This is a genomic window from Hydrogenophaga sp., assembly GCF_041633695.1.
Lineage (GTDB): Bacteria > Pseudomonadota > Gammaproteobacteria > Burkholderiales > Burkholderiaceae_C > Hydrogenophaga.
Map to the genome: position 1 here is coordinate 1 of NZ_JBFJMY010000086.1, position 12,821 is coordinate 12,821.

The window sequence follows — 12,821 nt, forward strand, 5'->3', positions numbered from 1 at the left end:
GACCAATCCAGCCAGAGAAGCCTCGATCCAGTGCCAGCCCGCCGTGTACATGAGCGTGGCGATCAGCACACCGACAAAGCCCATCACGGAACCCACAGACAGTTCGATGTGCCGAGCCACGATGATGAGCACCACGATCGTGGCCACGATGCCGACCACCGCCGTCTGCTGGGCGATGTTGTAAAGGTTCTCAGGCGACAGAAACAGGCCATCGGAGAGCATATTGAACACGATGGCGATGACCGCCAGGACGCTGCTCATCATCATCAGGCGCCAGTCAAGGCCAGCCTGTTTGAGGGAATTCAGAACGGGATTCACAAGTGTTCTCCACAGAATGCAAAAAACCGCAGGCCGTCCCCAGCCCGCGGTTGGAGAAAATCAACTGGCTCAGAGAGCACTGCGCATCACTTGCAAGCGGCGGGGCCCTTGGCCATGTCAACGCCCTTGCAGAGATCTTCCTTCTTGATCCAGCCGGCCTTGACCACCTGATCCAGGTTGGCAACGGTCACCGGAACTGGCTTGAGGAACTGCGCCTGCAAGGCCACCTTCTTCTCGCCACCGCTCCAGGTCTGGGCAGCTCCGACCTTCTGACCCTTGGCCAGCAACACCGCAGCAGCAGCCGCGTCGCGACCCAGGTCACGGGCGTCCTTCCAGACCGAGACGGTCTGGGTGCCCAACGCCACACGGTTCAAGGCGGCGTGATCACCATCCTGGCCCGACACAGGAATGCCTTTGATGCCTTTGGCCGTCAAGGCCGCCACCACGCCCCCAGCCGTGCCATCGTTGGAGGCCACCACGGCATCCACCTTGCCACCGGTCTTGGTGAGGATCTGCTCCATGTTCTTCTGCGCCACTTCGGGTTTCCAGCCGTCGGTGTATTCCTCACCAACGATCTTGATGTCGCCCTTCTTGATCGCGGCTTCCAGCACTTCTTGCTGACCACCACGCAGGAAGTTGGCGTTGGGGTCGGTGGGTGATCCTTTGATCATCACGTAGTTGCCCTTGGGCTGGGCAGCCAGCACGGCGCGCGCCTGCATGCGACCAACTTCCACGTTGTCGAAGGTGATGTAGAACACGCCAGGCGCTTCAATCAGGCGGTCGTAGGCAACCACGGGGATCTTTTGCTGGTTGGCCTTGTTCACGGCGGGGAGGATGGCGTCCTTGTCCATGGCCAGGATGATCAGCGCCTTGGCACCCTTGGAGATCAAGCTGTCGATGTCAGCCAGTTGCTTCTCGGGCGAGCCACCCGCATCGGCACTGATGTAGCTGGCGCCGTCTTTGGCGAGCTGGGTCTTGATGGCGGCCTCATCGGTCTTCCAGCGCTCTTCCTGGAAGTTGGACCAGCTCACGCCCACCACTTGTGCAAAAACACCCGCACTGGCCATGGCCAAAGCGAACGCGGTCAAGGTAGTCTTCAGTTTCATCCGTGTCTCCGATAGATTGGGCAGCGACAGGCCCCGGTTTTTGAACTGGCTCGTCAGAGCCAGGGAACGCCCCCCAAACACCGCCGAGATGTACTTAGTAAGGACGGCAAACAAAGTATCGGGGCAGCTCACACCAACGCAAATTGGGACAAACCCGATATAGTTTATTAATCGAACTTAATAGAATGCGGCGATGATCACAACCCCTCGGGACTTGGTGTCGCAGCCCCTCAAAATCCTTCGAAGTCCCACCCGATTGGCCGCGCTGTTTGGACTGGGCGTCTGCACCCTCGCCTGGGGCGCGCCACCCTCAGTGGCCACGCCGGTCTTTGTCGAAGAATCCGACGTCGCCGGACTCCAGAGCCGTTTTGAAGGCGAGGACGAGTACATCGTGGGCGGCGGCGTGGCCACCTTTGACTGCAACGCCGACGGCTTGCCGGAAATCTATGTCACGGCAGGGGTGAACAAGGCCAAGCTCTACATCAATCGCAGCGAGCGGGGAGGTCCCTTGAAGTTGCAAGAGCAACGCTCAGGCCTTGAAACCACCAACGCCATTGGGGCCTATCCCCTGGACATCGACGGCGACGGACACACCGATCTCGTGGTGTTGCGCGTGGGCGAGGTACAGGTATTCAAAGGTCTGGGGCAATGCAAGTTCCAGCCCGCCAACGAGGCCTGGGGCCTGCACAGCGGGAATCGCTGGCACACCGCCTTTTCGGCCACCTGGGAAGCCGGACAGACCTGGCCCACCCTGGCCTTGGGCACCTACGTTGATCGCAGCAAGCCCGACTTCCCATGGGGCAGCTGCACGCCCGCCATGCTGCTCCGCCCCAAGGAAGGTGGTGGTTACCAGGCCGGTGCGCCGCTGGTGCCCGGTCATTGCGCACTGTCGATGCTGTTTTCCGACTGGAACCGCTCGGGCACGGCGGGGTTGCGGGTGAGCAACGATCGCGAGTATTACAAGGACGGGCAGGAGCAGCTCTGGCGCATGCCGCCAGGTCAGGCGCCCGAGCTCTACGGCGCCGCGCAAGGCTGGAAACCGTTGCAGATCTGGGGCATGGGCATTGCCAGCCATGACATCACCGGCGACGGTTTCCCCGAGGTGTTTCTGACCAGCATGTCCGACAACAAACTGCAGACGCTCGAAGCCGGTCCGGGGCAGCCGCGCTATGTGGACATCGCCTTCAAGCGCGGTGCGACCGCGCACCGCCCCTATGTCGGGGGCGACGTGAGACCGTCCACCGCCTGGCATTCACAGTTCGGGGATCTGAACAACGACGGGCTGACCGACCTTTTTGTGGTGAAAGGCAATGTATCGTCCATGCCCGACTTCGCGCAGCTCGACCCCAACAACCTGCTGCTGCAAAACACCGACGGCAGCTTTACCGAGGCGGGCAGCCAGGCCGGATTGGCAAGTGTCAAACGCGGGCGTGGTGGCATGGTGGTCGACCTGAATGGCGACGGTCTGCTGGACGTGGTGGTGGTCAACCGTGGCGACAAAGCACAGCTGTGGCGCCAGGTCGCCAAAACCACCGGCAGCAGCACCGGCAACTGGCTTCAGTTGCGCCTGCGGCAAGACGCTGCCAACCGCGACGCCATCGGCGCGTGGGCAGAAGTTCGACTCGGGACGGGCGAAGGTGCCCCGGTCTTGCGCCAGGAACTGACGGTGGGCGGCGGGCACGCCAGCGGGCACCTGGGGTGGATGCATTTCGGCCTGGGAACCATCGAACAGGTGCAGGTGCGTGTGCAGTGGCCGCAAGCCCCCTGGAACGAATGGGCCACCGTAGCCGCCAACCATTTCTACACCGTCACCCCCCAAGGCATCACCCCGTGGAATGCGCCATGAAAAGAACATGGCTCTTCTGCTCGCTGCTCTGGCTTGGCTGCAGCGGTGCCACCATCGCCCAGCCGATTGAACCGGTCGCGCGCCCAACGCAGGCTTTCAGTTCGGATGTGGCAACCGAGTGGTTCAACCTGGGCCTGTTGCTGACCCAGCAAACACCGGGCATGAGTCCGCCGGTGGCCGCGCGCGCATTGGCCTACCTGGGCTTGACCTTGTACGAATCGGTCGTGCCGGGCATGCCGCAACAGCAGACCCTGGCAGGCCAGCTCAATGAGCTGCAATCGTTGCCGCTGGCCCAACCCGATGAGGTTTTGCACTGGCCCACCGTCGCCAACGCGGCGATGGCCAGCATGACGCGCATGATGTTCCCGCACGCGAGTGCCGAGAACAAGACCCGAATCGATTTGCTCGAACGCAGCCTGCCCCAAAAGCTCGGTCGTGACTTTGAGCCCAGCACCCTCCATGCCGACATCAGCAACCGGTCGGAAACCTTTGGCAAGCTCATGGCCATGGCGGTCATGACCTGGGCCCGCACCGATGGCGGCCATGAGGCCTGGGGACCTCTGCGCCGGTACCAGCCGAACTACGTGCCGCCCAGCGGAACCGGACAATGGGCGCCTACGCCACCGAACTTCGCACCCGCCCTGCTGCCTTGGTGGGGCGACGTTCGGCCGTTTGTGCTGACCGGCGCCGGTGCCTGCGCGGCGCCCCCACCCACACCGTACGCCGAAGCAACCCACTCGCCCTTTCACCAGGAGGCGCTGGAGGTCTTTCAGGTGAGCAACCAAGCCACAACGGAGCAGCGCCAGTTGGCGCTTTACTGGGCCGACGATCCGTTGAAGACCCCCACGCCCGCAGGACACTGGGTCTTCATCGCCGCCGACCTCCTGAAACAGAACAAGGCCACACTGGCGCAGGCAGCGCAGACCTTCGCTCGGCTGAACATCGCCATGGCCGACGGCTTCATTGCCGGTTGGAAAACGAAGTATCAGGTGAACCTGGTGCGCCCGGTGACCTATATACAACTGGCCATCGACAGCAACTGGACCCCCACGCTGATGAACACCCCGCCATTTCCCGAATACCCGTCTGGGCACTCGGTGGTATCCAGTGCAGCGGCGCTGGTGCTGGAGCAGCAATTTGGCGCCACAACCCGCTTCACGGACAACACCCACAACGACCGGGGCTGGGGTCCACGCACCTTCACCAGCTTTCGCGCCGCCGCCGACGAGGCAGCGGCTTCGCGCCTGTACGCGGGCATCCACTTCCGCAGTGGCATCGAAGGTGGCAAGGCTCAAGGCCGCTGCGTGGCAGAACGCGTGAACGGCCTGGTGATGACGCGGTAACAGCACCGACCGCTCATGCGGTTGGGGCGGTCGACCAGCCTCCCCCTCAGCGCATCAGCGCTTCCAGCTTGATCGTGTCCACCACGAAGGCGCGGATGCCTTCGGCCAGCTTCTCGGTCGCCATCGCATCCTCGTTCATCGCAAAACGGAAACCCGCTTCGTCGTATTGCACGAACGGTATGTCCATCGCCTTCGCCGCTTCAGCATCCAGCGCCTTGAGCAATGGCGTTTCGCTGGCCGCCAACTGGGTCAACAGCTCGGGGCTGATGGTCAGCAAGTCGCAACCGGCCAAGGCCGTGATCTGGCCGGCGTTGCGAAAGCTCGCGCCCATCACCTCGGTGGCAATGCCGTGCTTTTTGTAGAAGTTGTAGATGGCGCGCACCGACTGCACGCCCGGATCGTTGGCACCGGCCATGGCGGCCTCGTCCCAGCCCGCACCGGCCTGTTTCTTGTACCAGTCGTAAATGCGGCCCACGAAGGGCGAGATCAGCTGCACCTTGGCCTGTCCGCAGGCCACAGCCTGGGCAAACGAGAACAACAAGGTCAGGTTGGTGTGGATGCCATCGCGTTCCAAGCGGGCAGCGGCCTGAATACCTTCCCAGGTGGAGGCCACCTTGATCAGAACCCGGTCCACGTGCACACCTTCACCTTGGTAAAGGTCGATGATGCGGCGCGCGCGCGTGACGGTGGCTTCGGTATCAAAGCTCAGGCGGGCGTCGATTTCGGTCGAGACCCGGCCCGGAACCAGTTTCAAAATTTCGCAGCCAAAGCGCACCAGCAAGCGGTTTGTGACTTCGTCCAGGCCTTGATCCGCGTACTTTTTCACCGCGTCTTGCAGCAAATGGGCGTATTCGGGCTTTTGCACCGCCTTGAGGATCAGCGACGGATTGGTCGTCGCATCCTGGGGCGTAAAGGCCGTGAGTTGTTTGAAATCTCCGGTGTCTGCGACCACGGTGGTGAACTGTTTGAGGGCGTCGAGTTGGTTCATTGCACGATTATCGGGTGTAATAAGGTTTCATGACCACCATGTAACCCGATTGTTCCCCCCTTGTAACTTGATGGATTCCATGCTCGACCGCATCAAAGCCTCCCTGCCTTCCTTGGCCCCAGCCGAACAGCGCGTGGGCAAACTGGTGCTGGCCGATCCACGCAGTTTCGCCAGCCTGCCGGTCACCGAACTGGCCGAACGCTCCCACGTGAGCAAGCCCACCGTGGTGCGGTTTTGCCGCAGCATGGGTTACGACGGCCTGTCCGACTTCAAGCTCAAGCTGGCGGGCACGGTGAGCGAAGGCGTGCCCTTCATCCACCGCAGCGTGGATGTGGACGACAAGACCGGCGATGTGCTGGTGAAGGTGATCGACAACACCGTGGCGGCGTTTTTGAAGTACCGCAACGACGCCTCGACCCACTCGATCGAAAAAGCGGTGGAGGCGCTGCTGGCCACCTACCAGAACCGGGGCCGCATCGAGTTCTACGGCGCGGGCAACTCCGGCATCGTGGCGCAAGACGCACAGCACAAGTTCTTTCGCCTGGGCATCAACGCCATCGCCTACAGCGACGGCCACATGCAGGTGATGAGCGCCTCGCTGCTGGGTCCAGGCGACTGCTTGGTCATCATCTCCAACTCGGGGCGCACGCGCGACCTGATGGACGCCGCCGACATCGCGCGCAAGCACGGTGCCACGGTCATCGTCATCACCACCAGCGGCTCGCCTTTGGCGCAGGCCGGTCATATCCACCTGTCGGCCGACCACCCCGAAGGCTACGACCGCTACAGCCCCATGACTTCACGCCTGATGCACCTGATGGTGATCGATGTGGTGGCAACCTGCCTGGCGCTGCGCATCGGTGGCGCCAAGCTGCAGCCGCTGCTCAAGGAAATGAAGAACAATTTGCGGAGCAAGAGGTACGCTTGACTGCGCGCGCTGCGCTCTGACAAGCGCCCCCTGGCATCCCCCAGAGGGGGACGATGCCTGTGGCCCGGCGTAGCCGGTTCCACGGCATCCTGGCCTTTCAGGCACACACGCCGGAAGAACCTGAAGACAACGGGAGCTCCCCGCAGCAAAACAAAGGGAGAGGCCCGCGCAGCGGGCCGGGGGACATTCGCGCAGGGGGCGCCCCCCTTGTCCACGCCAACGCCCATTTCTTGGCGCGTCAGATCCGCCCTTCTTCCACCCCATGGCAAGCCACGCGAACACCGCCAATGGTCTGCAACACCGGTCGTTCGTGGCGGCAGCGCGCGTTGGCATGTGGACAGCGCGGGTTGAAGGCGCAACCACTGGGCGGGTTGAGCGGATTGGGCACTTCACCGCTCACCGGTGTGCGCGCGCGACCGGTGTCGTGCAGCTTGGGAATGGCATCGAGCAGCATGCGCGTGTAGGGATGGCGCGGCGTGTCGAACAGCGCATGCTTGGGCGCCAGTTCAACCAGGCGCCCCAGGTACATCACACCAACGTGGTCGCTCACATGGCGCACCACGGCCAGGTTGTGGCTGATGAACAAATAGGTCAGACCGCGTTCGCGCTGCAAGTCCGTCATGATGTTGAGCACCTGGGCTTGCACGCTCACGTCCAGCGCCGAAGTGGGTTCGTCACACACCAGGAACTCGGGCTGCGAGGCCAGCGCGCGCGCGATGGAGACGCGCTGGCGCTGCCCACCCGAAAATTGGTGCGGGTACTTCGGGCGGTCGTGCGGCGACAAGCCCACGGAAAGCAGCAGTGCATCCACCCGCTCGCGCAGGGCCGCGGCATCGGTCTCGATCTGGTGTTCGCGCAAAGGCTCGGCCACGATGTCTTCCACCCGCCAGCGCGGATTCAGGCTGGCGTACGGGTCTTGGAAAATCATCTGGATGCGGCGGCGCAGTTGCCGACCGGCCGCTGTCTTGAACGCGGCAAGAGCGTCCTGTCCGTCGAACGCGAAGCCGCCCCGCGTGGCTTCGTGCAAGCCCACCAGCAAACGCGCCACCGTGCTCTTGCCGCAGCCCGATTCGCCCACCAGCGCCAGCGTCTGCCCGCGCTGGATGTCAAAAGAGACGCCATCCACCGCGTGCAGCAACTGGCGCGGGCGGCGCTCCAGCACACGGTTCAGCCAGGGGGCCGAAACGTCAAAGGTTTTGGCCAAATCGCTTGCACGCACCAAGGGCCGCGCGGATTCCAAATCGGTAGCAGGGTGCTCGGGCGCGGTGTCCACCGGTTCGACGGGAACCACCGGTTGTGCAAGCGGCTGCGCCAAGGGCGGTGTGACCCGTGCCAACTGGCCGGTGTGTGCCAGCACCGCGTCTTCAATGGCGTTGCGGGTCTTCATGGGCGTTGCCCTGCACCACCGGCGGGCCGGGGTTCGGTAAGGGTGGGCGGCACGGAACGCAGCCAGCACGCCGCCTGGGTGGTGCCGTTCGGCAGCAGGCTGGGCCTATCGGTGCGGCAGCGTTCAAACACCCGCTCGCAGCGCGGGTTGTAGGCGCAGCCTGGGGGAATGGCGTTCAGGCGCGGCATGGCGCCGTCGATCTGGTGCAGGCGTTCGCGGTTCACGCCCATGTCCGGAATGCAGGCCATGAGACCGGCGGTGTACGGATGCGCGGGGTGGTTGATGACCTCGTGCACCGGCCCGATTTCGGCCACGCGCCCGGCGTACATCACCGCCACGCGGTCGCAGGTTTCGGCGATCACCCCCATGTCGTGGGTGATGAGCAGCACCGCCGCGCCGCGTTCTTTGCAAATGCCTTTGAGCAAGTCGATGATTTGCGCCTGGATCGACACGTCCAGCGCCGTGGTGGGTTCGTCGGCCACGATGAGTTGCGGCTCGGCCGCCAAGGCCAACGCAATCACCACCCGCTGGCGCATGCCGCCCGAAAACTGGTGCGGAAAATGATCGAAGCGCTCGGCCGCAGCGGGAATGCCGGTGTCTTGCAACAGTTCAATCGCCCGGCGCCGCGCTTCGCGCCGGTCCACCGGCAAATGCGTGGTGATGGTCTCCACCAGTTGCCGCCCCACCGAATACAGGGGGTTGAGCGAGGTGATCGGGTCCTGAAAAATCGCCCCGATGCGACGCCCCCGTATCCGGCGCATCTGCTCGGGCGGCAGCTTGTCGATGCGCTCGCCCTGCAGCCGTATTTCGCCCGACACCACACGCCCCGGCGGCTCCAGCAGCCCGATGATGGCCGCACCCGTGAGCGACTTGCCCGCGCCGGACTCCCCGACCATGCCCAGTATTTCGCCGGGCGCGACGTTGAACGAGACGTCGTCGAGCGCACGCAGGGGGCCATGGCGCCCCGGGAACTCGACCACCAGATTCTTGACCTGCAGCAAACTCATGGGCAACCCCGTTGGCCACTCAGGCGCACGATTTGGTGGCGCAGGGCAAAGGCAAAAGAGCGGAGCAGGTTCTTCATCGCAGACGTGGATTGAGCGCATCGCGCAGCCAGTCGCCCAGCAAATTGACCGACAGCGCGATCAGCACCAGCATGCCGCCCGGAAACACCGTGATCCACCACTCACCGGAAAACAGGTAGTCGTTGCCGACCCGGATCAGCGTGCCCAAAGAAGGCGCGGTGGGCGGTGCACCCACCCCCAGAAACGAGAGCGTGGCTTCGGTGATGATGGACGTGGCCACCTGGATGGTGGCCAGCACCAGCACCGGTCCCATCACATTGGGCAAGACATGGCGGCGCATGATGCGCAGCGGCGCCACGCCGGTCACGCGCGCGGCTTGCACGTATTCCTTGTGCCGCTCCACCAAGGTGGCGCCGCGCACAGTACGCGCGTATTGCACCCAACCCGTCAGCGAAATCGACAAAATCAGCACGCCAAAGGCCAAAGCTTCGTGCGCATCGGGGAACAGCGCGCGCCCGACACCCGCGATCAGCAAAGCCACGAGGATGGCGGGGAACGACAGCATCACGTCGCACAAGCGCATCAGAAGTCCGTCGACCCAGCCGCCCCAGAAACCCGCCAGCAAACCCAGCGCCACGCCCACCAGCACCGACAGCAACACCGAGGCCAGGCCCACCACCAGGGAAATGCGCGCGCCGTACATCACGGCCGACAAAATATCGCGGCCCTGATCGTCCGTGCCCAACAAGAACTGGCCCACCCCGCCTTCGCTCCAGGCCGGGGGCAGCCGCGCATTGGACAGCTCCAGCGTGGCCAGATCGAAAGGGTTGTGCGGCGCCAGCCACGGCGCAAACACCGTCCCCATCAAACAGATCAGCGCGATCAGGGCGGCCACCAGCGCCGTGGGCGAGGTGCGGAAACTGTGGCCGATGTCGCTGTCCCACCAACTTTTGAGGGTTCTGATCACGTGCTGAAACGGACGGTTGAAATAAAAACCGCCTCCCGGGTTTCATCGAACGCGGGAGGCGCCAGGACTTGCAGTTGCTTACTTGATCGACATGTAACGGAACGGCATGAAGTTGTCCGCCATCTGGCTCAACGCTACGTTGTTGGCCACGCCCCAGGCCAGCGCTTGCTGGTGCAGAGGAATGTGGCCCACATCGTCCTGGTGAATTTTGAAAGCCTCATTGATCAAGGCGTTGCGCTTGGCCCTGTCGGTTTCGGACTGGATTTTTTGCGTCAACTCATCGACCTTGGGGTTGCAGTAGTTCCCCAGGTTGAACTGGCCGGCGCCCTTGTCGTCCACACAGCGCATCAAAGAGCTGAGCACGTTGTGCGCGTCGTAGGTGCTGGGCGTCCAGCCCAGCAGATAAAAGCTGGTGTCGCGGCGCAGCACCTTCGGGAAGTACGTGCCCTTGGTCTCGGCCTGCAGATTGATCTTGACACCGATGCGGGCCAAGTTGGCGGCCACCGCCTGACAAATCGCCGCGTCGTTCACATAACGATCGTTCGGGCAATTCATGGTGACGTCAAAACCGTTCGGGTAGCCCGCCTCGGCCAGCAGCTTTTTGGCGGCTTCGGTGTCGTAGGGCAGCCGGGTGTCCAGGGCCGGATCAAAGCCATTGACGCCCGGTCCCAGCAAGAGCGCCGTGGGCCTGGAGGCCCCCCGCATCACCGAGCGCTGGATGCCTTTGATGTCGATCGCCTGGTAAAAGGCCTGGCGCACACGCTTGTCTTTGAACGGGTTTTTGCCCTTCACATTGGAGAACTGCAGCTCGTCGCGCTTTTGGTCCATGCCCAGGAAAATGGTGCGCAACTCCGGCCCCTGCAAGACCTTGGCATGTCCACTGGCATTGATGCGGGCCACGTCCTGCAAGGGCGCCGGCTCGATCACATCCACCTGGCCCGAGAGCAAGGCCGCCACGCGCGTCGCGTCGTTGCCAATGGGCGTGTATTCCACGTCGGTCACATTGCCCTCGATCTTGCCCCAGTAGCTGCCGTTGCGAACAAAAGTGGTTTTCACGTTGGGCTGGCGTTCACGCAGGCGGTAGGGCCCGGTGCCATTGGCCTTGAACGATGCGGTGTTCTCGATGCCTTTGCGGCGGTCCACCGGGCGCACGGCCTGGTTCTCTTCACACCAGGTCTTGCTCATGATGTAAAAGAGCGCCAGCACGTCTGGCAAGATCGGAAACGGCCCTTTGGTTTCGATCTCCACCACGTGGCTGCCGAGCTTGCGCACCGCTTCGATGTCGTTGGTATAGCCCTTCATGTCGGAGCCTTCCCCGGCACCCCGGGCAAAACTGAACAGCACATCGTCGGCGGTAAACGGTGAGCCATCGTGGAATTTCACACCCTTGCGCAGTTCGAAGCGCCACACATTCGGCGCGGTCTGCTTCCAACTGGTCGCCAGCGCCGGGCGCAAGCTCAAATCCGCGTTGCGTCCAACCAGCGGCTCGTACACATTGCCGGTCACGCTGAGTTGCAAGGACTCGTTGAGCGAATGCGGATCCATGGACAAGGCGTCGCCCTGGTTGCCGATGCGCACCGTCTGTGCCGATGCGCTGCCCAAGGTAGCCACGGCGGCCAACAACACCGTGGTGGCCAGTGAATGCCTGAATTTCATGTGGTTCTCCAAACGACCATAAAAATAGTTATTGCAAACACGCGATACGGTATCACGCCAACGGCGCGTCACTGGCCCGCTATCGCCAATCCGGCAGCGCAACGACACGCCGCTCAATGAGCGCCCGATTTTTCCATCCTCAAGCGGGGATCCACCACAAAATACAAAAGGTCGACCACCAGGTTGATGACCACAAAAATCAGCGCGATCAGACAGAGGTAGGCGGCCATCACCGGAATGTCGGCAAATGTCACCGCCTGAATGAACAACAAGCCCATGCCCGGCCACTGGAACACCGTCTCGGTGATGATGGCAAAAGCGATCAAACCACCCAGCTGCAGCCCCGTGATGGTCATCACCGGCACCAGTGTGTTTTTGAGCGCATGGCCAAAATACACCGCACGGTTGCTGAGCCCGCGTGCGCGGGCAAATTTGATGTAGTCCGTGCGCAGCACCTCCAGCATTTCCGCACGCACCAACCGCATCACCAGCGTGAGCTGGAAGATGGCCAACGTGGTTGCCGGCAACACCATGTGGTGCCAACCTTGCCAGGTGAGCAAGCCTGTGCTCCACCAGCCCAGCTGGAGCACATCGCCTCTTCCGAAGCTGGGAAACAAGCCCAGGTTGACCGAAAACACCAGGATCAACAGGATGCCGATGAGGAATGTGGGCAGCGACACGCCCAGTAAAGACACCGTCATGAACAGCTGGCTCAGAAAACTGCCCCGCTTCAACGCCGCATACACGCCCATGGGAATACCCAGCAGCAAAGCCAAGAGTGCGGCCACCAGCGAGAGCTCGAAAGTGGCAGGAAAGCGCTCCGCCATCAAGCGCGAGACCTTGGCGCCCTGGCGCAAACTCAAACCAAACTCGCCTTGCACGGCATTCTGCAGAAAATGCCAGAACTGGACAAAGAAGCTGCGATCCAGACCGAGATCCGCGCGCAAGTCGCGGATTTGCTGAGGACTGGCGTCCTGCCCCAGCAAAAAGACCACCGGATCGCCCACGTACTGAAACAACATGAAGGCGATCAAGGCCACGCACACCATGACCAAAACCGCCTGCGCCAAACGCCTAAGAATGTATGCCAACATAAATGTTCAAAAACTGGGTACGTGCGTGCGTACTGCCTCTGCCGGAGCCCGGCCTGTGGTCTGGCAATTCCCACCATCCTCAGAGCCCCGCGCCCCTGAGAGATGCCTTTGGGACAAGTGAGTATCTATTGTGATGCTGACACCCGCTGAGAGCCCACTTCTC

Annotated in this window: 10 protein-coding genes and 1 pseudogene; 3 read left to right on the forward strand and 8 right to left on the reverse strand. The window is 62.6% G+C overall.

Annotated elements, in window-relative coordinates; all coding sequences use genetic code 11:
* Both ABYB95_RS07555 and xylF read right to left on the reverse strand, forming a co-directional pair.
* Positions 1-267, reverse strand: a pseudogene (locus tag ABYB95_RS07555) (ABC transporter permease); the annotation flags it as partial.
* A gap of 137 nt (positions 268-404) precedes the next feature.
* Positions 405-1,424, reverse strand: a complete 1,020-nt coding sequence (xylF, locus tag ABYB95_RS07560; RefSeq protein WP_372657859.1) for a D-xylose ABC transporter substrate-binding protein — start codon at positions 1,422-1,424, stop codon at positions 405-407.
* Between the two features lie 193 nt (positions 1,425-1,617).
* On the opposite strand from xylF, the gene ABYB95_RS07565 reads away from it, so the two are divergent.
* On the forward strand, positions 1,618-3,270 hold the full coding sequence (locus tag ABYB95_RS07565) for a CRTAC1 family protein (RefSeq protein ID WP_372657860.1): 1,653 nt from the start codon (positions 1,618-1,620) through the stop codon (positions 3,268-3,270).
* Complete coding sequence (locus tag ABYB95_RS07570; protein WP_372657861.1) at positions 3,267-4,613, forward strand: vanadium-dependent haloperoxidase; 1,347 nt, start codon at positions 3,267-3,269, stop codon at positions 4,611-4,613. Before ABYB95_RS07565 ends, ABYB95_RS07570 begins: the two co-directional genes overlap by 4 nt.
* Before the next feature lie 46 nt (positions 4,614-4,659).
* Here the strand turns inward: ABYB95_RS07570 and tal are convergent, their stop codons facing one another.
* A complete protein-coding gene (gene tal, locus ABYB95_RS07575) occupies positions 4,660-5,601 on the reverse strand; it encodes a transaldolase (protein WP_372657862.1) in 942 nt (313 codons plus the stop codon).
* Between the two features lie 79 nt (positions 5,602-5,680).
* Between tal and ABYB95_RS07580 the strand changes: the two genes are divergently transcribed.
* On the forward strand, positions 5,681-6,529 hold the full coding sequence (locus ABYB95_RS07580) for a MurR/RpiR family transcriptional regulator (RefSeq protein ID WP_372657867.1): 849 nt from the start codon (positions 5,681-5,683) through the stop codon (positions 6,527-6,529).
* A 238-nt stretch (positions 6,530-6,767) separates the two neighbouring features.
* On the opposite strand, the gene ABYB95_RS07585 is transcribed toward ABYB95_RS07580, so the two are convergent.
* The 5 genes from ABYB95_RS07585 to ABYB95_RS07605 all read right to left on the reverse strand — a co-directional run bounded on the left by ABYB95_RS07585 (position 6,768) and on the right by ABYB95_RS07605 (position 12,658).
* On the reverse strand, positions 6,768-7,916 hold the full coding sequence (locus ABYB95_RS07585; RefSeq protein ID WP_372657863.1) for an ABC transporter ATP-binding protein: 1,149 nt from the start codon (positions 7,914-7,916) through the stop codon (positions 6,768-6,770).
* Complete coding sequence (locus ABYB95_RS07590; protein WP_372657864.1) at positions 7,913-8,923, reverse strand: ABC transporter ATP-binding protein; 1,011 nt, start codon at positions 8,921-8,923, stop codon at positions 7,913-7,915. The genes ABYB95_RS07585 and ABYB95_RS07590 overlap by 4 nt, the downstream gene beginning before the upstream one ends.
* A 73-nt stretch (positions 8,924-8,996) precedes the next feature.
* Positions 8,997-9,905 carry an ABC transporter permease gene (locus ABYB95_RS07595; protein WP_372657868.1) on the reverse strand — a complete coding sequence of 303 codons (909 nt, stop codon included), beginning with the start codon at positions 9,903-9,905 and terminating at the stop codon, positions 8,997-8,999.
* 81 nt (positions 9,906-9,986) lie between these two features.
* Positions 9,987-11,564: an ABC transporter substrate-binding protein gene (locus tag ABYB95_RS07600; RefSeq protein WP_372657865.1), complete on the reverse strand. Its 1,578-nt coding sequence runs from the start codon at positions 11,562-11,564 to the stop codon at positions 9,987-9,989.
* A 113-nt stretch (positions 11,565-11,677) separates the two neighbouring features.
* Positions 11,678-12,658 carry an ABC transporter permease gene (locus ABYB95_RS07605; RefSeq protein ID WP_372657866.1) on the reverse strand — a complete coding sequence of 327 codons (981 nt, stop codon included), beginning with the start codon at positions 12,656-12,658 and terminating at the stop codon, positions 11,678-11,680.
* Positions 12,659-12,821 lie beyond the last annotated feature (163 nt).